Annotated in this window: 19 protein-coding genes; 14 read left to right on the top strand and 5 right to left on the bottom strand. The window is 63.2% G+C overall.

Going from position 1 to position 20,446, the window contains the following annotated elements:
• Positions 1-37: 37 nt before the first annotated feature.
• The 10 genes from ACH2DG_RS13345 to ACH2DG_RS13300 all read left to right on the top strand — a co-directional run bounded on the left by ACH2DG_RS13345 (position 38) and on the right by ACH2DG_RS13300 (position 10,544).
• On the top strand, positions 38-565 hold the full coding sequence (locus ACH2DG_RS13345; RefSeq protein ID WP_395026693.1) for a MarR family winged helix-turn-helix transcriptional regulator: 528 nt from the start codon (positions 38-40) through the stop codon (positions 563-565).
• Between the two features lie 170 nt (positions 566-735).
• On the top strand, positions 736-1,305 hold the full coding sequence (gene ssuE / locus ACH2DG_RS13340) for an NADPH-dependent FMN reductase (RefSeq protein WP_395026692.1): 570 nt from the start codon (positions 736-738) through the stop codon (positions 1,303-1,305).
• A gap of 251 nt (positions 1,306-1,556) precedes the next feature.
• Positions 1,557-2,570 carry an LLM class flavin-dependent oxidoreductase gene (locus tag ACH2DG_RS13335; RefSeq protein WP_395026690.1) on the top strand — a complete coding sequence of 338 codons (1,014 nt, stop codon included), beginning with the start codon at positions 1,557-1,559 and terminating at the stop codon, positions 2,568-2,570.
• A 20-nt stretch (positions 2,571-2,590) separates the two neighbouring features.
• Entirely contained in the window at positions 2,591-3,934 is a 1,344-nt protein-coding gene (locus ACH2DG_RS13330) for an LLM class flavin-dependent oxidoreductase (RefSeq protein WP_395026689.1), read from the top strand.
• Positions 3,934-5,145: a M20 aminoacylase family protein gene (locus ACH2DG_RS13325; RefSeq protein ID WP_395026688.1), complete on the top strand. Its 1,212-nt coding sequence runs from the start codon at positions 3,934-3,936 to the stop codon at positions 5,143-5,145. Before ACH2DG_RS13330 ends, ACH2DG_RS13325 begins: the two co-directional genes overlap by 1 nt.
• A 14-nt stretch (positions 5,146-5,159) precedes the next feature.
• Positions 5,160-5,717, top strand: coding sequence for a GNAT family N-acetyltransferase (locus ACH2DG_RS13320; RefSeq protein ID WP_395026687.1), 558 nt, complete (start codon positions 5,160-5,162; stop codon positions 5,715-5,717).
• Positions 5,718-5,741: 24 nt separating this feature from the next.
• Positions 5,742-7,553: an amino acid ABC transporter permease/ATP-binding protein gene (locus tag ACH2DG_RS13315; RefSeq protein ID WP_395026686.1), complete on the top strand. Its 1,812-nt coding sequence runs from the start codon at positions 5,742-5,744 to the stop codon at positions 7,551-7,553.
• Positions 7,554-7,597: 44 nt separating this feature from the next.
• Positions 7,598-8,524, top strand: a complete 927-nt coding sequence (locus tag ACH2DG_RS13310) for an ABC transporter substrate-binding protein (RefSeq protein ID WP_395026685.1) — start codon at positions 7,598-7,600, stop codon at positions 8,522-8,524.
• Positions 8,525-8,538: 14 nt separating this feature from the next.
• On the top strand, positions 8,539-9,471 hold the full coding sequence (locus ACH2DG_RS13305) for an ABC transporter substrate-binding protein (RefSeq protein WP_395026684.1): 933 nt from the start codon (positions 8,539-8,541) through the stop codon (positions 9,469-9,471).
• A 35-nt stretch (positions 9,472-9,506) separates the two neighbouring features.
• Positions 9,507-10,544, top strand: coding sequence for an LLM class flavin-dependent oxidoreductase (locus ACH2DG_RS13300; RefSeq protein WP_395026683.1), 1,038 nt, complete (start codon positions 9,507-9,509; stop codon positions 10,542-10,544).
• Positions 10,545-10,570: 26 nt separating this feature from the next.
• Here the strand turns inward: ACH2DG_RS13300 and ACH2DG_RS13295 are convergent, their stop codons facing one another.
• Positions 10,571-11,011, bottom strand: a complete 441-nt coding sequence (locus ACH2DG_RS13295; RefSeq protein WP_395026682.1) for a universal stress protein — start codon at positions 11,009-11,011, stop codon at positions 10,571-10,573.
• A gap of 126 nt (positions 11,012-11,137) precedes the next feature.
• Here ACH2DG_RS13295 and tgt point away from each other — a divergent pair, with 126 nt between their 5' ends.
• Positions 11,138-12,310, top strand: coding sequence for a tRNA guanosine(34) transglycosylase Tgt (gene tgt / locus ACH2DG_RS13290; protein ID WP_224152965.1), 1,173 nt, complete (start codon positions 11,138-11,140; stop codon positions 12,308-12,310).
• Positions 12,311-12,799: 489 nt separating this feature from the next.
• The gene (locus tag ACH2DG_RS13285) at positions 12,800-14,185 is read left to right on the top strand and encodes a diguanylate cyclase (protein ID WP_395026680.1); all 1,386 of its coding nucleotides are present in this window, start codon (positions 12,800-12,802) and stop codon (positions 14,183-14,185) included.
• A 66-nt stretch (positions 14,186-14,251) separates the two neighbouring features.
• Here ACH2DG_RS13285 and ACH2DG_RS13280 read toward each other — a convergent pair whose 3' ends face one another.
• Genes ACH2DG_RS13280 through ACH2DG_RS13265 form a run of 4 tightly spaced genes read right to left on the bottom strand, consistent with a single transcriptional unit; the run spans position 14,252 to position 16,255 of the window.
• Positions 14,252-15,037 carry a DUF2145 domain-containing protein gene (locus tag ACH2DG_RS13280; protein WP_395026679.1) on the bottom strand — a complete coding sequence of 262 codons (786 nt, stop codon included), beginning with the start codon at positions 15,035-15,037 and terminating at the stop codon, positions 14,252-14,254.
• A gap of 21 nt (positions 15,038-15,058) precedes the next feature.
• Positions 15,059-15,535, bottom strand: coding sequence for a hypothetical protein (locus ACH2DG_RS13275; protein WP_395026678.1), 477 nt, complete (start codon positions 15,533-15,535; stop codon positions 15,059-15,061).
• A 38-nt stretch (positions 15,536-15,573) separates the two neighbouring features.
• On the bottom strand, positions 15,574-16,074 hold the full coding sequence (locus tag ACH2DG_RS13270) for a YiaA/YiaB family inner membrane protein (RefSeq protein ID WP_395026676.1): 501 nt from the start codon (positions 16,072-16,074) through the stop codon (positions 15,574-15,576).
• Positions 16,075-16,120: 46 nt separating this feature from the next.
• Positions 16,121-16,255: a hypothetical protein gene (locus ACH2DG_RS13265; RefSeq protein ID WP_395026789.1), complete on the bottom strand. Its 135-nt coding sequence runs from the start codon at positions 16,253-16,255 to the stop codon at positions 16,121-16,123.
• A 3-nt stretch (positions 16,256-16,258) separates the two neighbouring features.
• On the opposite strand from ACH2DG_RS13265, the gene mdeB reads away from it, so the two are divergent.
• Entirely contained in the window at positions 16,259-18,958 is a 2,700-nt protein-coding gene (gene mdeB / locus ACH2DG_RS13260) for an alpha-ketoglutarate dehydrogenase (protein WP_395026784.1), read from the top strand.
• A gap of 253 nt (positions 18,959-19,211) precedes the next feature.
• Positions 19,212-20,417 carry an ABC transporter substrate-binding protein gene (locus ACH2DG_RS13255; protein WP_395026674.1) on the top strand — a complete coding sequence of 402 codons (1,206 nt, stop codon included), beginning with the start codon at positions 19,212-19,214 and terminating at the stop codon, positions 20,415-20,417.
• The last annotated feature ends 29 nt before the right edge of the window (positions 20,418-20,446 follow it).

Genomic DNA, 20,446 nt, shown 5'->3' with positions numbered 1-20,446 from the left:
GAGTCCCCCCGAGCCCGCGTTGAGGCACGATATCCCTATGGCCGCCATTCCAGATATGCATTCGATTGCCGCTACCGATGCGCCCGGGCGCGAAGCCGGTTTGTCACACGACGATCACCAGGCCATACGCCTGTGGCTGCGCCTGCTCACCTGCAGCACCCAGATAGAGCAAGTGATCCGCAGCAACCTGCGCACGCAGTTCGGCACCACCTTGCCGCGCTTCGATTACCTGGCGCAGCTCAGCCGCTTTCCCAAGGGCCTGCGCATGAGCACCTTGTCGGAGTACCTGATGGTGACCGGCGGCAACATCACGGGCCTGACCGATCAGCTCGTGGCCGAAGGCTGGGTGGAAAGAGTGGCGGACGGCGACGACCGGCGCGCCATGATCGTGCGCATGACGCGCAATGGCAAAAAGCACTTCAGCACCATGGCGCAAGCCCATGAGCAGTGGCTCGATCAGTTGCTGGCTCCGCTGGGCACACAAGCGGCGCGCGATCTGTATGACCAGCTCGGCAAACTGCGCCAAACCCTGGCACAGACAGATGGTCTCGCCTCATCCAATTGAGGGCCCCCTGCCAATCGCCCATTTTCAAGATATTTTCCGGCATACACATTTTTCGCCATTAGATATGCAATAAGCTTCGTTGCCTTTGCCTGGCAGACCTCTCAAAATATTTCATATTGATTTTCAAAATGGGCATCCGCCATCCAATGGGTGCCCATGACAATATCAGCATGAATATTCTCCTGATCAGCGGCAGCCCGACACTCCCTTCTCGCTCTGCCGCATTGCTGGCAAGCTTTGGTGAAAAGCTCAAAAGCATTGCAGGCATCCACACCTCGTCACTGTCCATTCGCGACCTGCCTCCGCAAAGCCTGCTGCACGCCGACTGGAACAATGCCATCCTGGCCCAGGCCATTTCGGCGGTAGATGCAGCCGATGCCCTGGTCATTGCCACGCCCATCTACAAAGCGGCCTACAGCGGCCTGCTCAAGGCATTTCTCGATCTGCTGCCGCAATACGGGCTGCGAGACAAAGCCGTTCTACCGCTGGCAACGGGCGGCAGCCCCCACCACATGCTCGCACTCGACTATGCGCTGCGCCCGGTTCTGCAGTCCATGGGCCCGCGGCTGGTGCTGCCCAGCGTGTATGCCACCGATGCCCAGATCACCGCCCAGACCTTGGGCGGCTACCAGATTGGCCACGACATCCATGCCCGCCTTGATGAGTCTCTTGCCCTGCTGACCCAGGCACGGCCTTACATCTACAGCGCAGCCAGAGACCAGACACCCGCAGCGGCATAAAGCCCCACCAGAGTCTTCCCGAAAAGCCTTGAGCAACCCCTGCTCAAGGCTTTTTCCCGTGAAATGACCATTATCGAAAGTCAACCCAGACACAAATAGATTCCTGTCAAATAATCAAATATCCAAAAATAATAAAATCAAAGATAAATCGATTTACGCATGACCATCTGCGAATAAGTAGCATCAGCAATGAATATTGAAAGATATTATTTCTGACATATTCACCGCTGCCAGCCTCGCGCTACTTTTTCATGACCTACCGCCTCTCGCTGCTCGACAAAAGTCCGATCCCACCGGGCGCCTCCGCTGTCTTGGCGCTTCGCTCCACCCTGGCCATGGCACAGCGCGCCGAAGCGCTGGGCTACCACCGGTTCTGGGTGGCAGAGCACCATGGCAACCCACAGGTGGCGGGCTCCGCCCCCGAAATCCTGGTGGCCTGGCTGCTGGCGCATACCAGGCGCATCCGCATCGGCTCAGGTGGCGTCATGCTGCAGCACTACAGCCCCTACAAAGTGGCCGAGGTGTTCAAGCTGTTATCGGCGCTGGCGCCGGGCCGGGTGGACCTGGGTATTGGCAAGGCGCCCGGCGGTCTGCCGCAGTCCACACGCGCATTGCAAGCGCGCCACGACCGGTCGCAGCCATTCAATTTCGACAGCCTGCTCAGTGATCTGGACGGCTTTCTTCGTGACGATTTGCCCGTCGCGCACCCGTTGGCCGCCTCGCGCGCGCTGCCAGCGCCTGGCATCTTGCCCCAATGTGTGCTGCTCGGGGCCTCCCCCGACAGCGCACACCTCGCATCGCGCCTGGGCTGGGGCTTTTCCTATGCAGGGCACTTCAACGATGACCCTGCCTTGCTCGCCGGCACCACGACCGCCTACCGCACGAGCAGCGGCCACGCCCCATCGATGGCCGTCTATGCCTTTGCCGCCGATGACCGCGCCAAGGCCGAAGAGCTGGTTGCGAACGTGCGCATCTTCAAGCTGCATTTGCCCACCGGCCAGAGCTTCAACCTGCAAAGCCGCGAGGCTGCCGCAGAGTTTGCGCAGCAAGCCGGAATCAGCGACTACCGCCTGGAAGAAACACGCCCCCACGTCATTGCGGGCACCGCTGCTGACGTGCACGAAGCGCTGACTGCCCTGCACCAGCAACACGGTATCGATGAATTCGTCATCGACACACCGGTTCCATTTTTTGAAGAGCGCCTGGCATCGATAGAGCTGATTGCCAAGGCGCAACCCGCCGTGGCCGAACTGGCGGCCGCCTGAACCTTGACCGAAAGCCCACCATGAGCAAATCCCCCATCCGTTTTGGCCTGATGCTGCACGGCGCAGGTGCCCACATGAATGCCTGGCGCCACCCCAGCGTACCGGCGGACGCCAGCGTCAACCTGCAGCACTACATCCGCATCACCCAGAAGGCCGAGGCCCATGGCATCGCCTTTGCCTTTGTGGCCGATGGCCTTTACATCAACGAAAAATCCATTCCGCACTTCCTCAACCGGTTCGAGCCCATTTCCATCCTCTCGGCGCTGGCCACAGTCACCAGCAAGATCGGGCTCGCAGGCACGGTATCCACCTCTTACAGCGACCCCTTCACCATCGCACGGCAGTTCGCCTCGCTTGATCTGATCAGCGGCGGCCGCGCAGGCTGGAATGTGGTCACCACACCGCTCGAAGGCTCGGCGCTGAACTACAGCCGCAAGCACCCCGAGCACGCATTGCGCTACCAGATCGCCGACGAGTACCTGCAAGTCACCCAGGGCCTGTGGGACAGCTGGGAAGATGCTGCCTTTGTCCGCAACCGCGACAGCGGCCAGTTCTTTGACCGCAGCAAACTGCACACGCTCGATCACGAAGGCCGCTTCTTCCAGGTGGCCGGGCCCCTCAATATCCAGCGTTCGCCCCAGGGCCAACCCGTGATCTTCCAGGCCGGCTCTTCGGATGCCGGCATTGATCTCGCCGGCAAATACGCAGACGCTGTCTTCACGCATTCGCCATCGCTGGAAGAGACCCGTGAGTTCTCGCGCAAGGTCAAAGCCAGTGCCATCAGCCACGGCCGATTGGCCAGCGATGTCAAGATATTCCCTGGCATCAACGTGGTGACCGGCGCCACCGATGAAGAAGCCAACGCCAAATACGAACGTGTGCGCAACCTGCTGGGCATTGACGAGGCGCTGGCCTACCTGGGCCGCTACTTCGACCACCACGATTTCACCCAATACCCGCTGGATGCACCTTTCCCCGAGCTGGGCGACATTGGCCGCAACAGCTTCCGCTCTACCACCGACCGCATCAAGGCCGATGCCAAGGCGCAAGGGCTGACCCTGCGCCAGGTGGCCTTGCAGGCGGCCACGCCCAAATCCAACTTCGTGGGTTCAGGCAAGAAAATTGCCGAGCAGATCATCCATTGGGTGGATGCAGGCGCCGCAGACGGCTTCATCCTGCAGTTCCCCGTCAGCACCGAAGGCCTGGATGACTTCGTCACTCACGTGCTGCCCGAGCTCGAAGCCAGCGGCCGCTATGAGCGCACGCTGACAGGCCAGACCTTGCGCGACCATCTCGGCCTGCCGCGCAAGGCCAGCCGGTACGAAGCGGTGGAAGACACGCTTGAATCCCGACGGGTCACCTGATGAACAGCGCCGCCATCACCGAACCCGCCGTCCAGATTCGCAGCACAGACCGCCTGCGGGTGGAGAACGGCATCGCCCGCCATGCACAGAGCTTCATTGCCCTGCGCCGCGATATTCACCAGCACCCCGAGCTATCGTTTCAGGAGCATCGAACCTCTGCCCTCGTGGCCAAGGTTCTGGCCGAATGGGGCTACGAGGTGTTCACCGGCATCGCTGGGACGGGGGTCGTTGGCCGTCTGAAAAAAGGCCAGGGCAACAAAACCTTGGGCCTGCGCGCCGACATGGATGCGCTGCCGATCCAGGAGGCCACTGGCCTGCCCTATGCCAGCCAGAACGCAGGCGTGATGCATGCCTGCGGCCACGACGGCCACACCGCCATTCTGCTGGCGGCGGCCCGCTTTCTGGCCGAGCAAGGTGCGTTCGATGGCACGCTGCACCTGATTTTTCAGCCTGCGGAAGAGCTAGGCGCGGGCGCCAAAAAGATGATCAGCGAAGGCTTGTTCGAACGCTTTCCCTGCGACGCCATCTATGGCCTGCACAACTGGCCTGGCGTTCGCGCCGGGCACTTGGGCTGCGTGGATGGCCCGGCGATGGCCTCCATCGACTACGCCAAGGTCACCATCACCGGCCAGGGCGGCCACGGTGCCGAGCCGCACCAGGCCGTCGATCCGGTGCTGGCAAGCGCACATGTGATCACCGCCTTGCAAAGCGTGGTCTCCCGCAACGTCGATCCGCTGGAGATGGGCGTGGTCACGGTGGGCTCCATCCACGGCGGCCATGCGGCCAATGTCATCCCCGATCAGGTGGAGCTGCAGCTCACGGCGCGCTCGTTCAAGCCCGAGGTGCGTAGCACGCTGAAAAACCGCCTGCGGGCATTGGCGCAAGCCCAGGCGGAAAGCCTGGGGGCGCAAGCCCATGTGGATTTCAAGAATGGTTTTCCGCCTGTCATCAACCACCCGCAGGAGACGCAGTTTGCGCGCGATGTAGCCGTGGATGCGCTGGGTGAGGATTTTGTGGATTCGCACTTTCGCCCACGCACGGCCAGCGAGGACTTTGCCTACCTGCTGCAGGCGCGCCCCGGCAGCTTTCTGTTTCTGGGCAATGGCGATAGCGCCTCACTGCACAACCCGCGGTATGACTTCAACGACGCCATTCTGGCACCGGCCGCTGCCTACTGGGTGCACCTGGTAGAGCGCTTTCTCGCCCCATGATTCGAGGAGTTTTCATGCGCTCTGACATCTTTGTCTACACCAGCCTGCAAGACCCGCGCGCCCTGCCTTTGATCGAAGAGCTGGGCCGTGAGTATGAAAGCCGCTATGGCGATTTCTATCTCCAGGAATCTGGCGTTCCGGAAATCCAGCGCTACCCGGCCGAGGTGTTCACACCGGCCCAGGGCGGCAATTTTCTGCTGCTGCTGCGTAACGGGCGCGCGGTCGCAGGCGGTGCGTTCAAGCGATTGGATGCGGGTACCGCAGAGTTCAAGCGCATCTGGACGGACAGCCGCCTGCGCCGCCAGGGATTGGCGAGTTCGGTCCTGGCCGAGTTGGAAGCGCAGGCCCTGCGCCAGGGCTACCAACGGGTCTTTCTCACCACTGGCTTTCGCCAGCCCGAAGCCGTGGGACTGTACCTCGGCCATGGCTACCAGCGTCTGTTCGACCCCGGCGCAGATCTGCAGGCGTTGCGAAAACTGCCTTTTGAGAAGCACCTGTCTTCCGCGCTCCACAACCATCCGCACCTGCATTCCACAACCGCACTACAAGCGCCGCTGCCCGCCGGAGCCTGAGCCCCACTAGAAACGACCTGCACCATGAACACCACCACCCTGGCACCACCCAACGTCACCATCGAGCAAGCGCCCACAGCACCAACACCGGCGCCTGCTTCACGCCGCCGCGACTATGCATCGCTGCGCATTGTTCCGGCGCGCTACCCTGCACGCACCATCGGCACCATCATTTCGCTGATTCTGATTGGCGCCGTCCTGAACTCTGTACTCGGCAACCCCCGCTGGGGCTGGCCGGTCTTTGCAGAGTGGTTCTTTGCCGAACCCGTGCTGGTGGGGTTGGGCCGCACACTCCTCCTGACAGCGCTGGGAGCGGCGCTGGGCTTCACACTGGGCACCGGCCTGGCACTGGCCCGCGTCTCGCGTTCGCCCCTGCTGCGCGCGCTGGCCTGGACGTTTGTGTGGATCTTCCGCTCCATCCCGCTCATCGTGCTGCTGCTCATTCTGAACAACCTGGGCTACCTCTACGAGACCGTATGGGTGGGTGTGCCTTTCACCAATATCACCTGGGCCGAGTGGAGCACCACGCAATTGGTCACCCCGTTTCTGGCCGCGGTGATCGGGCTGACGCTGAACCAGGCAGCTTACTCCTCCGAGATCATCCGTGGCGGCATTCTGTCGGTGGACCAGGGCCAGCATGAGGCCGCCGCCGCACTGGGCCTGCCGCGCCGCCGCCAGGCCTTCCGCATCGTGCTGCCTCAGGCCATGCGCTCCATCCTGCCTTCTGCGTTCAACGACATCATCGGTCTGGCCAAGGGTACATCCAACGCCTACATCCTGGCCCTGCCCGAGCTGTTCTACACGATCCAGATCATCTACCGCCGCAACCTGGAAGTGATTCCGCTGCTGATGGTGGCGACCGTCTGGTATCTGATCATTCTCTCGGTGCTCTCCGTCATTCAGGCGCAAGTGGAGCGCCACTATGCGCGCGGCGCGCTGCGCCAGCTGCCGCCCACCCTGCTGGGGCGCGCCTGGGCCTGGTTGCGCCCTGCGGCGGTGCCCTCCGCAAATGCAGCCCCGGCAACTACCGACGAGCCCCCTGCGCGCGCCGCTGCATGGACCCACTCCAACACCCGTGGCGGGAATGTCGAGGTGCAGGCCGTCTCCAAAAGCTACAACGGCGTTCGCGTGCTCAACAATGTGTCGCTGCACGTTCCTTCGGGCAGCGTGACGGTCATCCTGGGCCAGTCGGGCTCGGGCAAGTCCACGCTGCTGCGCTCCATCAACCACCTGGAGCGCGTGGACAGCGGGTTCATCGCCATTGACGGTGATCTGGTGGGCTACCGCCAGGATGGTGACACCTTGTATGAACTGAAGGAAAAGGACATCCTCGCCCGTCGCGCCGATGTGGGCATGGTGTTCCAGAACTTCAACCTCTTCCCGCACCTGAGCGTGCTGGACAACGTGGCGGAAGCACCTGTCTCGGTGCGTGGCCTGCCCCGTTCCGAAGCCGAAGCACTGGCCCGGGAGCTGCTGGCCCGTGTCGGCCTTGCGCACAAGGCAGACGCCTTCCCCCGCCAGCTGTCCGGTGGCCAACAGCAGCGCGTGGCCATTGCCCGGGCACTGGCGCTCAAACCCAAGGTGCTGTTGTTTGACGAGCCCACCTCGGCCCTCGATCCCGAACTGGTCAACGAGGTGCTCGATGTGATCAAGGAACTGGCCCGCACCGGCACCACCTTGCTCATCGTCACCCATGAAATCGGCTTTGCCCGTGAGGTGGCAGACACCGTGGTCTTCATGGACCAGGGCCGCATCATCGAAAGCGGCTCTCCCCACAAAGTGCTGCAGCACCCCGACCATCCGCGCCTGCGCGAGTTCCTCGCCAAGGTGCTGTAGATCGCACAACCACCCCTTTCCACTCACACCAAAGAATCGAGAACATGCAACGTCGTCATCTGATCCACACCACAATCGCTGCGCTGTCCCTGCTTGCGCTGCCTGCCTGGGCGCAACCCGCCGCTCCTGATCTGAGCCCCGAGCAGGCAGGCCGCCCACGGTCTGGCAAGGTGGAAGAAGCCATCCGCCAGCTCAACCCGCAGTTCAAGTTTGCCAAGGAAGGTGCTCTGGTGGTGGGCACCACCACGGGCCGCCTGCCGTTCGGCGCATACGCCACCGACAACAAAACCCCGGTGGGCAACGCCCCCGACATCGCCCAACTGGTGGCCGACAGCCTGGGCCGCAGGCTGGAACTGGTATCGGTGGCCTGGGCCGACTGGCCGCTGGGTCTGCAATCGGGCAAGTTCGATGTGGTGATCTCCAACGTCACGGTAACCGAGGAACGCAAGGAGAAATTCGATTTCTCGACTTACCGCAACGACACCCTGGGCTTTTATGTCGCCAGGAACAGCAAGGTGCAGGCCATCAAGGAGCCCAAGGACGTTGCCGGCCTCAAGGTGATCGTCGGCGCCAGCACCAACCAGGAGCAGGTTCTGCTGCGCTGGAATGAGCAGAACATCAAGGCGGGCCTCAAACCGGTGGAAGTCCAGTACTACGACGATGACGTAGTGCTGTATCTGGCCCTGGCTTCGGGACGCGCAGATACGTATTTCGCGCCCAATGGCATTGCGGCCTACAACGCCCGCGATGGAAAGACACGCCTCGTCGGCCTGTTCTCGGGAGGCTGGCCGCAATCCGCCGAAATCGCAGTCACTTCGCGCAAAGGCTCGGGCATCGCCGATGCCATCACCACCGCGCTCAACGCGCAGATCGGCAACGGCAACTACGCCAAGGCGCTGGAACGCTGGAGCCTGCAGTCCGAGGCCATCACAGCATCCCGTACCAACCCGCCCGGCCTGCCTCGGAAATGAAGCCCGCACACACCATGCCCACCCTCAAGAATCTCCACCGCCGCCTGGCCCTGTTCGCCGTTCTGTCCATCTGCAGTGCCGTGCATGCCCAGACCGTGATCGACCTGAGCCCCGAACAAAAGGGGCGCCTGCGCGCGCCCAAGGACGAGACCGCAATTGCCGCTCTCTCCAAGGACTTCAAATTCGTGAAACCCGGCGTGCTGACCGTGGCCATTCATCCTGCCGCGCCGCCTACCGGTACCTATGCCACCGATGCCAAGACCATCGTGGGCTTTGATCCGGACTTCATCCTGCTCATCGCCGATGCGCTGGGGCTGAAGCTCGATCTGCAGCCGATTGCCTGGGCAGACTGGCCGCTGGGGTTGACTTCAGGCAAATACGATGCGGTGATCTCCAACGTCGGCGTCACCGAGCAACGCAAGGAGAAGTTCGATTTTTCGACCTACCGGCTGGGCCTGCACGGTTTCTATGTCAAGGCCGGCAGCAAGATCACCTCGATCAAGGAACCCAAGGATATTGCAGGCCTTCGCGTGATATCGGCATCGGGCACCAACCAGGAACGCATCGCGCTGGAATGGAACCGCCTGAACATTGCAGCAGGCCTGAAACCGGCCGAGCTGCAGTATTACGACGACGAAACCGCACGCACGCTTGCCCTCGTGTCCGGCCGGGCGGATGTGAACTTCAACCCCAACGCACCGCAGGCCTACCAGGCGGCCAGGGATGGGCAGATACGCCTCGTGGGCACCGTCAACGCAGGCTGGCCCAACAAGTCGGACGTCGCCATCACCACCCGCAAAGGCAGTGGCCTGGCAGCCGCTTTGACCCAGGCTGCCAACGGCTTGATCAAGAGCGGCCAGTACGCCCAGGTGCTGGATCGCTGGAAACTCGCCGAAGAAGCCCTACCCCGCTCGGAGACCAATCCGCCGGGATTGCCCAAGTTCTGATCCATGCCTTCAACCTTCTTTATGCAGGCCTCTCCATGAGCATTCATATCTCCCGCATCGCATTCCTCACGCCGGGCAACTATGCGGAGAACGCGCCCTGGTCGGGGCTCGAGCATACGCTGCAATTGTTCGAATACGGTGAACAGCTGGGCTTTGACGGAGGCTGGGTGCGCCAGCGCCATCTGGAGCCCGCTGTCTCGTCTGCCTCCACCTTGCTGGCCGCAGCAACCCAGCGCACAGAACGTATGGAGCTGGGTTGCGCCGTCATTCAGCTGGGGTATGAAAACCCTTTCCGCCTGGCCGAAGACCTCTCCACCGTCGATGTGCTCTCGCAAGGCAGGCTCCAGGTCGGGGTGAGCGCCGGGGCGCCCAACCACGGCGATCTGCTGGGCGCGCACCTGTATGACGGTAATCCCGCGTGCATCGACTTCTCGCACGAGCGCGTCGCGCGCCTGCGCAGCAACCTTCAGGGGCAGCCTCTGGGGCCCGAAGGTGCCGTGGTGCAATCGCCAGCCGGCCAGCACATCCCGCGCATCTATCCACACGCAGCGGGCCTGGCCCACCGGCTGTGGTATGGCGGCGGCTCCCTGCACTCGGCCGAATGGGCCGGTCGCAACGGCTTGCATCTGCTGATCGGCAATCTGAACCGGGGCGAGCACAGCGACCATTTCTTTGAGACGCAGCTCGCCCAGTTGCAGCGCTTTCGCAACCACTGGACGGCGCCACACGCCCCACGGGTGGCCCTGGGCCGGGTGATCGTGCCCACCGACAGCGCCGATGCTGCCAGCCGCAAGCGCTACCAGGCCTTTGCCGACAGCCGCCATGCGCGCACGCTGGCACCGCAGGGCGAACGCCGGGTGCTGTTTGCACGCGATCTGGTGGGAAGCAGCGCGCAGATTCTGGAGTCGCTCCTGGTCGACCCGGTGCTGCCGCTCGTGAACGAATTGCGGCTGGAGCTCCCCTATAACCTGCCCCATGAGGACTACCTGCAGATCCTGAGTGATTTCACCGAGCGCATTGCGCCAGCCCTGGGCTGGCAGCACGCCCACGCACAGCAGACCGTGGGTGGCTGAACGCATCAACATACATGCCGATGGCCTCAATCGTCCGTGTACGGCACTTTCACAATGGTGACCGGCACCTGGCTGTGGCGAACGAGGTCACTGCCCACCGAGCCCAGAAAGATGCGCGACAGCGCGCCTTCGCCGGTAGAGCCGATCAGGATCATGGCAGATTCGTGCTCTTCAGCGATCTCCAGCAGCGTCGGGTAGACATCGCCGATACGCACGTCCACCTCGTGATCGACACCGGCGGCGCGCAAAAGCGCGACGGCTGGTGCCAGCAAATCCATGCCCGCATCCACGCTGGCATCCGCAGCGGCTGCGGGCCCGACGGTGGCCAGCTCCGTCAGGGTGGCGCTTTCCTGCACATGGCCCAGCACCACCTGGGCGCGCAGGCCCTGGCCGATCAGATGCAGCCCGTGGCGCACGGCTTCAAGCGAATGCTCGGATCCGTCTACCGCAATCATCATGGTCAACATGGCTCGCTCCTTTTTTTGATGGCAATGGGCCCAGTGTAGACGCCTCAGGCACAAAGCCTGAGACATGGGCACGGCAAAATCTGCCGCGCTGCAAGGCTCCTGGCACATCTGCGAAAATACGCGGTTATGCTGCAATTCGACCTGCTCAAGACCGACCCGACCAGCCACGCGCGACGTGGCACGCTCACGCTCAACCATGGCGTGGTGCAGACCCCCATCTTCATGCCCGTGGGCACCTATGGCACCGTCAAGGGCGTCATGCCACGCAGTCTGCATGAAATGGGCGCGCAGATCATCCTGGGCAACACCTTCCACCTGTGGATGCGTCCGGGCCTGGACATCATGAAAAGCTTTGGAGGCCTGCACGGCTTCGAGCAATGGGACAAGCCCATCCTCACCGACTCGGGCGGCTTTCAGGTCTGGAGCCTGGGCGCCATGCGCAAGATCACCGAGGAAGGCGTGCATTTCGCCAGCCCGGTCAACGGAGACAAGCTGTTCATGTCGCCCGAAGTCAGCATGCAGATCCAGACGATCCTGAACTCGGACATCGTCATGCAGCTTGACGAATGCACGCCCTACGAGACCAACGGCAAGAAGACCACCGAGGCCGAGGCGCGCAAGAGCATGGAGATGAGCCGCCGCTGGGCCAAGCGCTCCAAGGACGAATTCGAGCGCCTGGGCAACCCCAATGCGCTCTTTGGCATTGTGCAGGGCGGCATGTTCAAGAACCTGCGCGAGGAATCGCTGCAGGCCCTGGTCGAGATGGATTTCCCGGGCTACGCCGTGGGCGGCGTCTCGGTGGGCGAGCCCAAGGACGAGATGCTGGACATCATGCAGCACACCCCGCACCTGCTGCCGGCCCACAAGCCCCGCTACCTGATGGGCGTGGGCACGCCGGAGGATCTGGTGCAAGGCGTGGCCGACGGCGTGGACATGTTCGATTGCGTGATGCCCACCCGCAATGCGCGCAACGGTACCATCTTCACGCGCTACGGCGATCTCAAGATCCGCAACGCGCGCCACAAAAGCGACCACCAGCCCATTGACACCACCTGCACCTGCCACGCCTGCGCTGGCACCGCAGGCGTGAGCTGGGACGATGGCGGCCGGGGCGGTTTCAGCCGTGCCTACCTGCACCACCTGGACCGCTGCGGCGAGATGCTCGGCCCCATGCTCACCACGATCCACAACCTGCACTACTACCTGAACCTGATGCAGGAAATCCGCAACGCGCTCGATACCGGCACCTTTGCCGAATTCCGCGCCCGCTTCAAGGCCGACCGCGCCCGCGGGGTGTAACCGCCCCTGAGCCCGCCGCCTGCAGACCATCCGGCGGCTGGCGCGCCTTGACGCCCCTCCCGTGCCATGCACGATACAGGTTTGACAAGGATTGACATTCGTCATTGAAGAGCCGGTCCATGCCTGGGTGCTGCACCCCAGGCTCCACAACCAGCGCATTTGACGAGAGCGGGCACGAGCCTTCTGCCCGGTTGCTGTGCTCCCTGCTCCAATGTGCTGCACGCCCCAGATGCCTCCGGCGCAATACCAGCGGTCGCAAGCAGCTATCCTTTTTATGGGGGCACTGCAAGCAGAGGCCCGATCGCGCCGAAGCAGGGGGGAAAGGCGAGCGCCCACTACCGGAATTTGACAGCTCGATCTGGATGCGCCGTGAGTACAGCTTCGGGCGCATTCCGACCCCAAGAATGATGTGCGTCAAAATGTTCACAAGCAGGTATATTCCAAACACCTGCTTACACGACCATGTTGCTTGCCACACCCGCCACCTCCATGAGCACGCCCCATAGTGGCCGCTTGCTGGCCTATGCCTGCGCCGCCATATTTGCCGCGTGCCTGCTGGGGATTGTGCTGCGGCCCATCGGTTTTCTCTCCGTTTTCTGGCCAGCCAATCAGCTGCTGCTGGTACTGTTTTTGCGCTACCCACGTGTGCTGCTGCAACCCCTGGGCATGGCAGCCATCTTCGTCAGCTATGTGGCGGCGGATGTGCTCACCGGCAGCAATCTGTGGGTGTCCATGGGGTTTTCGGTCGCCAACATGGTAGGAGCCGCTTGTGCCTGGTGGGTCATGCACAGGCACTCCGAGCGCGATCTGCAGATGGAAGGCCAGTTCTCCGCGCTCCTGGTGTTCTATGGCAGTGGCGTCGCCACCACGGTATCGGCCGCCATCGGCGGGCCCATCAGCGCCTATGCCTTCAGCGTTCCGCTGCTGCAGGGAACCTTGATGTGGTGGACCGGCGAGTGGATGAACGCGATGATCCTGCTGCCTTTCCTGCTGGCGCTGCCCACGGCACGCAAAGCCACCCTGGCGCAGGAGGCTCTGCCGATCGCCGCACGTGTGCTGCCGGTGGCGGCCGTCGTCGTTCTGGAAGCAGCCAGCTACACGGTCGTCGGCAAGGTCGGGGCCCTGGCCTTTTCGCTGCCCGCGCTTCTGTGGTGTGCCCTGAGTTACCGCATCCTGCCCACCACGATCATCACCATGCTGGTGTTTGCCACGAAGATCATCGTGGCCTCCAGAATCGATTTCACGCCAGCGCAGTTTGTGGACGTCGCTACCTTCCGTCTGGGGGTCACCATGCTGATCCTGGGCCCGCTGTCGGTGGCCGGAGCGCACGCTGCGCGCACCGAATTGCTCAACCGCATGCGCTACCAGGCGCACCATGACAGCCTGACCGGCGTGCTCAGTCGCAACGGTTTCGTGCAGGCAAGCGAGCTGCTGCTCCAGCGGCTGATGCACGAGCGCGGATCCGTCGCGGTGCTGATGCTTGACCTGGATCATTTCAAGCGCGTGAACGACGGCCACGGCCATGCCACCGGAGATCACCTGCTGTGCGAGTTCTCCCGCACCGTGGTCCATACCTTGCGCCCGCAGGATGTGCTGGGACGCATCGGTGGCGAAGAGTTCGCCGTGGTGTTGCCGCACATCAGTGCCCAGGATGCTGCCACGATTGCCGAACGCCTGTGCCACGCCGTGCGCTCTGAACCATTCCAGACCCTGCGCAATGAACCGCTCCAGGCCTCGGTCAGTATCGGCGTCGCCCATGTGGCGCAGCTGTCGGAGTACGACTCCATCGAAAACCTGCTGCGCGATGCCGATGTGGCGCTCTACCAGGCCAAGAGCCGTGGCCGCGACTGCGTGATGCTGGGTGCGGCTCGATAGAAAAATAATAGCTGCCAGCGCACGCCAATCGCGCGCTGGCAGCCTATCCAGTCATGGCTTGAACCGCTATTGCACCAGCTGCGGGGCCGCGGCCAGTTGCCTTCGCTGCAGAAACTGCAGGACCGAATCCACCGTCGTGGTCTCGATATGGCCCGAAAAGCGCTTCTCGGGCGGATGGTCGTCAAAGGCAATATTGGCACGCGTCATACGGCCACCCAGCCGCGTCATGGCACCAATGCGCAAGTCGCTGGGCTGGTAGCCTTGCAGCTGTAGCCATGCCTGTGCCTGACCACGGTTGCGAACGGCAGGCTCCATGGCCTGCGCCAGCGCTTCCAGCGCCCACTGGTTGCTTTGCTGGTAGCGCTGGCTCCATGGATAGGCCACCATGCTGTAGTGCGGCTCATGCAGCTGCAGCGGCTGCTCATTGCCAGAGAGCGCCAGCAGCAGTTTCTGCTGGACGGCAGGCGCAGGCACCATCAGCACTGCCTGGTAGCGCCACAGGTCGTCCAGAAAGAACTCGCCCAGGCCCTGGCGGTACACGTGCGACGCGGCAGTACCGCAGTCATTGAGCTTGTGCACCACGCGCCAGGCACCTGTGGCCGACTTGTAGGCCCAGCCCATGTGCGAGTACTGCAGCTGGTACTTGCTCAGATCCTGCCCTTGGCGGCCCAGCAGCACAACCTGCGCGCCGCTGGCATCCAGCGCCTGCGCCACATGTTGCGCCAAGTCCAGGCTCTTGCGCACACTTTCCACCGTCGGCTTCTGCGCCTCGCAGCTGCGCCCGGCCTGGGCGCCCGCTGCAACAGCCAACAGTGCTGCTGCCATGAGGGTCACGCGGAATGGCTTCATCATCGCAATCTCCTTGGGGTATGCTTACAGGCGCTCGTTGTAGAGCAACGCCTTGCCGATTTCGTTCGGGATGAAGGCGATCACTTCGCCCGCTGCCGACAGCAGCACCCCTGTGCCAATCACGCTCACGAAGATGGCCGTGCCCACGCTGGCGGCACTGGCGCCCAATGCGCCTGCCGACAGCTCAATGCTGGCGGCTGCACCGTCCGATGCGCTCTCCAGCAGCAACACCGTGCCCGTGGCCGATACCTTGACGCCCTTGACGACGAGCTTGGCGCCTTCGACCGACAAGGCCACCGGCAGCGCCACGACGGCGGTGGATGCGCCCACCGACACCGCAGTCCCCACAACGACCGAGGCAATGGGCAGGGCCGACACCATCAGCGATGCATCGCTTTGCGCATGGGCGGCGGGCGCCGTGGCCAGCCCCAGCACCAGGGCGGCGCCCGCAATGGCGGCGGTGGCAGTACGGTGCAATCCGGCAAGGACTGGGCTCTTCATGCTGTGCTCCCGTGTTGACTGCTGTGTGCGGCCCGCGTTCACACGCGCTCCTGGCTGCTGCTCACTTCCGGGTTGCGTTGCTCGCTGCGCATGGCGCGGGCACTGTACAGCGCGGCCGCCAGATCCGATTCATGCTTGTCGCGCAGCATCTTGGCCAGGGTGAAGGCCGTGGTGATCATGTACAGCCAGCTCACACCCAGGAACGCCTTGTAGGTGGGGTTGATGTCCATGCCCAGCAGGCCCCAGCCCGTCAGGCCCATGGCGATGGCAAAGCCACCCCAGACCACAAAGCGCCACATCGGGGTGTCACCGGCGGATTTGCCGCTGTCCGATTGCTTGTCCCGCACAAACTTGGCCAGCACGAAGGCCGCCGAGAGACAGAACATATAGCCCATCACCATGAACGCCTGCTCCAGGTGTTGCCCTGGCAGCCAGGCCAGGCCGATCGCGCACATCGAGATCGCAATACCGAACGAAATCCATACCTGGTATTGCCATGCACGGGTGTCACGTTGAACAGGGTTGAATGAGTGAGACATGTGTGATCGGAGCATCCGGGCCCCGCGTTGGTTGAACACGGCGCCATCATGCAATCCAGCAGCCCTGCCAGCATCCTTCTTTAATGCCGGTAGCAGCTTTCAATAAAAATGGTATTGAAAAATGATACTTTTCGACACCACCCGCCTGTCGCCAGGTCATCGGGCAGAGAAAGCCATCCATGGCATGATCGGGCCCATTGCATCCCCGCATTCCCGCGCCAGACAGGAGACCGCCGTGCGCCAGCCCCCTACCCATTTGCCTGCCGCCCCGCAAGCCGACCCCGCCGAACTGGCCGAATGGTGTGATGCCTTCGATGGACTGCTTGCCGCCAATGGCGCAGCACAGGGCAAGGAGCAGGCGGCCGCACTGCTGGATGCGCTGCTCGCCCATGCCCGCAAGCGCCATGTGGCGTGGAAGCCTTCCGGCAACACGCCGTATGTCAACACCATCACCGTGGACGAGCAACCGCCCTACCCGGGCGACGTGGACCTGGAAAAAAGACTCTCGGCCATCCTGCGCTGGAATGCACTGGCCATGGTGGTGCGCGCCAATGCCGCGCACGGCGAGCTGGGCGGCCATATCGCCAGCTACGCATCGGCGGCCGATCTGTTCGAGACTGGCTTCAACCACTTCTTCCGCGCCGATGACGGCCACCAGGCCGCCGACCTGGTGTTCTTTCAGCCGCATTCGTCGCCCGGCGTATATGCCCGCGCCTTTCTCGAAGGGCGGCTGGGAGAAGACAACCTGAGCCACTACCGCCAGGAACTGGTGGCCGCCAGCCAGGGCATTCAGGGCCTGTGCTCCTACCCGCACCCCTATCTGATGCCGGAGTTCTGGCAGTTTCCCACCGGCTCGATGGGCATCGGCCCCATCAACGCCATCTACCAGGCGCGTTTCATGCGCTACCTGGCGCACCGGGGCCTGGCCGACACTGCTGGCCGCAAGGTCTGGGGATTTTTTGGCGACGGCGAAATGGACGAGCCCGAATCCATCGCGGCACTCACCCTCGCTGCCCGCGAAGGGCTGGACAACTGCATCTTCGTCATCAACTGCAACCTGCAGCGGCTCGACGGCCCGGTGCGCGGCAACGGTCGCATCGTCGATGAACTGGAATCGCTCTTCAGCGGCGCGGGCTGGAACGTCGTCAAATGCCTGTGGGGCTCGGAATGGGATGCGCTTCTCGCACGCGACCACAGCCATGTGCTGGCGCGCACCTTTGCGCACACGGTCGATGGCGAGTTCCAGACCCTGTCGGCCAACGATGGCGCCTTCAACCGCGAGCATTTCTTCAACCAGAGCCCCGAGCTCGCCGCCCTCGTCGCCCACCTCTCCGACAGCGACATCGACCGCCTGCGCCGGGGCGGGCACGATCCGGTGAAGATCCATGCCGCCTTTGCCAGCGCCGCCGCGCACAGTGGCCAGCCCACCGTGGTGCTGGCCAAGACGATGAAGGGTTACGGCATGGGCAGCATTGGCCAGGGCCGCATGACTTCGCACCAGCAAAAGAAACTGGGCGCCGAAGACCTGCTCGCCTTCCGCGACCGCTTCGGCCTGCCGCTGACCGATGAACAGGCAACCTCCGCCGCTTTCCTCAAACCCGCCGACGGCAGCGCCGAGATGCGCTACCTGCATGCGCGCCGCCAGGCCCTGGGCGGTTTTCTGCCCGCACGCAAGACCCAGGCCCCGCAGGTGGCGGTGCCCAGCCTGCAGGCCACCGCACAGTTTGCGCTGGAGGCTGATGGCAAGCCCATGAGCACCACCATGGCCTTTGTGCGCCAGCTTGGCAACCTGCTCAAGGACAAGGAGCTGGGCCCGCGCATCGTTCCCATCGTGGCCGATGAAGCGCGGACCTTCGGCATGGCGGGGCTGTTTCGCCAGGTTGGCATCTATGCGCCGTTCGGTCAGCTCTACCAGCCGGAAGACAACGCATCGATGCTGCTGTACCGCGAAGAGACCACGGGCCAGATCCTGGAAGAAGGCATCAGCGAGGCCGGCGCCATCTCCTCGTGGACGGCTGCGGCCACCAGCTACAGCACGCACGGCACCGCCATGCTGCCGTTTTTCATCTTCTACAGCATGTTCGGCTTCCAGCGCGTGGGAGATCTGATCTGGGCCGCTGCCGACCAGCGGGCACGCGGCTTTCTGGTCGGCGCCACCAGCGGCCGCACCACACTGGGCGGCGAAGGCCTGCAGCACCAGGACGGCAGCAGCCTGCTGACGGCCTCGACCGTGCCCAACTGCAAAAGCTACGATCCGGCCTTTGCCGGAGAGCTGGCCGTCATCATCGACCACGGAATGCACCGCATGCTGCAGGAGCAGTGCGACGAGTTCTACTACATCACCGTCACCAACGAAAACGTGGCCAACCCCAGCCTGCCGCCCGAGGCGCACGAAGGCGTGGTGCGCGGCATGTACCTGCTGCAAGCTGGCAAGAAGGAGAGCACGCAGCGCGTGCAGCTCCTGGGCAGCGGCGCCATCATGGGAGAAGTGCTGAAGGCCGCCCAGATACTGGAGAGCGAGCATGGCGTGGCAGCAGATGTCTGGAGCGTGACCAGCTACGCCGAGCTGGCACGCGACGGCGAGGCACAGCTCGAAGCCTGGCGCAACGCCTCGGATGGCCAGCCGCTGCAGCCCGGCTGGTTTGCCCGGCAGCTGCAAGACCGGCAAGGCCCCATCATCGCCGCCTGCGACTATGTGCGCGCCCTGCCCGAGCTGGTGCGAGCCTATCTGCCCACCGATGTGCAGGGCCTGCCGCGCCAGCGCTACTACACACTTGGCACCGATGGTTTCGGCCGCAGCGATTCGCGCGCAGCCCTGCGTCGCCACTTTGCGGTGGATGCGGCCGCCATCGTGCAGACCTATGTGCGCAGCCAGCAACAGTAAAGCTTGATCTGGGCAAAAAAGCCAAGCCATTGTGCGCAGCCGCCCAGGCCTGTGCACCACGCCTGATAACTCCTGAATTGATAGCTATTGGCGCTTACCAGTTAAGCACCAATGGCTATTTTCATGCGAATTCTGCCGCCGCCTGTCTGGCGTGCGGCGCAGTAATTGCCCCAATACCGCCCGTCGCTGTGCGTGCCAGTATCGGGCCATGCGGCTGCCGCATTGGAACAACATCACAACATCAGGAGCAACTATGCAACGCACACGCCTGGCGCAGGCCTTGGCTACCTTGGGATTGCTGGGTTTGACCGCCGCCATGGGTACGGCCCACGCGCAGGACAAGGTCAAGATCGGCTATATCTCCGACATGTCCAGCCTGTACGCTGACCTTGAAGGCAAGGGCGGCGCCACCGCCATCCAGATGGCCATCGACGATTTTGGCGGCAAGGTGCTGGGCAAGCCCATCGAACTGCTTACCGTCGACCACCAGAACAAGGCCGACATTGCCGCCAGCAAGGCGCGCGAGTGGATCGACACGCAGAACCTGACCATGATCTTCAGCGGCACCAACTCCGGCACCGCCCTGGCGCTGGCCAAGGTGGCCGACGAAAAAAAGCGCGTGATGATCAACAACGGCGCTGGCTCCTCCGCCCTGACGAATGAGGCCTGCACCCCTTACTCGGTGCACTATGCCTATGACACCGTGGCCCTCTCCAAGGGCGCGGCAGGCGCCATTGTCGACAACGGCGGCAAGAACTGGTTCTTTCTGACCGCCGACTATGCCTTCGGCCACGCGATGGAGGCCGATGCCTCCAAGGTCGTCAAGGCCAAGGGCGGCGCCGTTGCAAGTGCCGTGCGCCATCCGCTCAATGCCTCGGATTTCTCGTCCTTCCTGCTGCAGGCACAGAACTCCAAGGCGCAGGTGCTGGCGCTGGCCAATGCGGGCGGCGACACCATCAACGCCATCAAGGCCGCCAAGGAATTCGGCATCGACAAATCGATGAAGATCGCACCGCTGCTCGTCTTCTACAGCGACATCCACAGCCTGGGGCTGAAGAACACGGCGGGCATGCAGTTCGTCACCAGCTGGTACTGGGACATGAATGATGCATCGCGCAAGTTCGCCGATGCCTACATGAAGAAAACCCAGCGCCGCCCCACCGAAATCCAGGCCGCCGACTATTCGGCCACCATGAACTACCTCAAGGCCGTGCAGGCTGCCGGCACCACCGATGCCGACAAGGTGATGGAGACCTGGCGCGGCATGAAGATGGACGACTTCTTTGGCTCGGGCACCCTGCGCGCCGACGGCAGCTACATCCACGACATGTACCTGGTCCAGGTCAAGACGCCGCAGGAATCCAAGGGCACCTGGGATTACTACAAGATCGTCAAGAAGCTGCCCGGCGACGAGGTATTCACCACCAAGGAAGAAACCAAGTGCGCGCTGTGGAAGTGATCTGACACGGCTCCTGACTCCCACCATGC

The sequence above is a fragment of the Comamonas odontotermitis genome (genome assembly GCF_040396735.1).
In the GTDB taxonomy this organism is placed as follows: Bacteria; Pseudomonadota; Gammaproteobacteria; order Burkholderiales; family Burkholderiaceae_C; genus Comamonas; species Comamonas odontotermitis_C.
Note: the sequence above shows the minus strand (reverse complement) of the source record. Positions and strands in the feature narration are given on the sequence as shown.

Excerpts from the sequence above, each read along its gene's own strand:
- ACH2DG_RS13345 (WP_395026693.1), top strand. The coding sequence starts at position 38 with ATGGCCGCCATTCCAGATATGCATTCGATTGCCGCTACCGATGCGCCC.
- ssuE (WP_395026692.1), top strand. The coding sequence starts at position 736 with ATGAATATTCTCCTGATCAGCGGCAGCCCGACACTCCCTTCTCGCTCT.
- ACH2DG_RS13335 (WP_395026690.1), top strand. The coding sequence starts at position 1,557 with ATGACCTACCGCCTCTCGCTGCTCGACAAAAGTCCGATCCCACCGGGC.
- ACH2DG_RS13330 (WP_395026689.1), top strand. The coding sequence starts at position 2,591 with ATGAGCAAATCCCCCATCCGTTTTGGCCTGATGCTGCACGGCGCAGGT.
- ACH2DG_RS13325 (WP_395026688.1), top strand. The coding sequence starts at position 3,934 with ATGAACAGCGCCGCCATCACCGAACCCGCCGTCCAGATTCGCAGCACA.
- ACH2DG_RS13320 (WP_395026687.1), top strand. The coding sequence starts at position 5,160 with ATGCGCTCTGACATCTTTGTCTACACCAGCCTGCAAGACCCGCGCGCC.
- ACH2DG_RS13315 (WP_395026686.1), top strand. The coding sequence starts at position 5,742 with ATGAACACCACCACCCTGGCACCACCCAACGTCACCATCGAGCAAGCG.
- ACH2DG_RS13310 (WP_395026685.1), top strand. The coding sequence starts at position 7,598 with ATGCAACGTCGTCATCTGATCCACACCACAATCGCTGCGCTGTCCCTG.
- ACH2DG_RS13305 (WP_395026684.1), top strand. The coding sequence starts at position 8,539 with ATGCCCACCCTCAAGAATCTCCACCGCCGCCTGGCCCTGTTCGCCGTT.
- ACH2DG_RS13300 (WP_395026683.1), top strand. The coding sequence starts at position 9,507 with ATGAGCATTCATATCTCCCGCATCGCATTCCTCACGCCGGGCAACTAT.
- ACH2DG_RS13295 (WP_395026682.1), bottom strand. The coding sequence starts at position 11,011 with ATGTTGACCATGATGATTGCGGTAGACGGATCCGAGCATTCGCTTGAA.
- tgt (WP_224152965.1), top strand. The coding sequence starts at position 11,138 with ATGCTGCAATTCGACCTGCTCAAGACCGACCCGACCAGCCACGCGCGA.
- ACH2DG_RS13285 (WP_395026680.1), top strand. The coding sequence starts at position 12,800 with ATGAGCACGCCCCATAGTGGCCGCTTGCTGGCCTATGCCTGCGCCGCC.
- ACH2DG_RS13280 (WP_395026679.1), bottom strand. The coding sequence starts at position 15,037 with ATGATGAAGCCATTCCGCGTGACCCTCATGGCAGCAGCACTGTTGGCT.
- ACH2DG_RS13275 (WP_395026678.1), bottom strand. The coding sequence starts at position 15,535 with ATGAAGAGCCCAGTCCTTGCCGGATTGCACCGTACTGCCACCGCCGCC.
- ACH2DG_RS13270 (WP_395026676.1), bottom strand. The coding sequence starts at position 16,074 with ATGTCTCACTCATTCAACCCTGTTCAACGTGACACCCGTGCATGGCAA.
- ACH2DG_RS13265 (WP_395026789.1), bottom strand. The coding sequence starts at position 16,255 with ATGGATGGCTTTCTCTGCCCGATGACCTGGCGACAGGCGGGTGGTGTC.
- mdeB (WP_395026784.1), top strand. The coding sequence starts at position 16,259 with ATGATCGGGCCCATTGCATCCCCGCATTCCCGCGCCAGACAGGAGACC.
- ACH2DG_RS13255 (WP_395026674.1), top strand. The coding sequence starts at position 19,212 with ATGCAACGCACACGCCTGGCGCAGGCCTTGGCTACCTTGGGATTGCTG.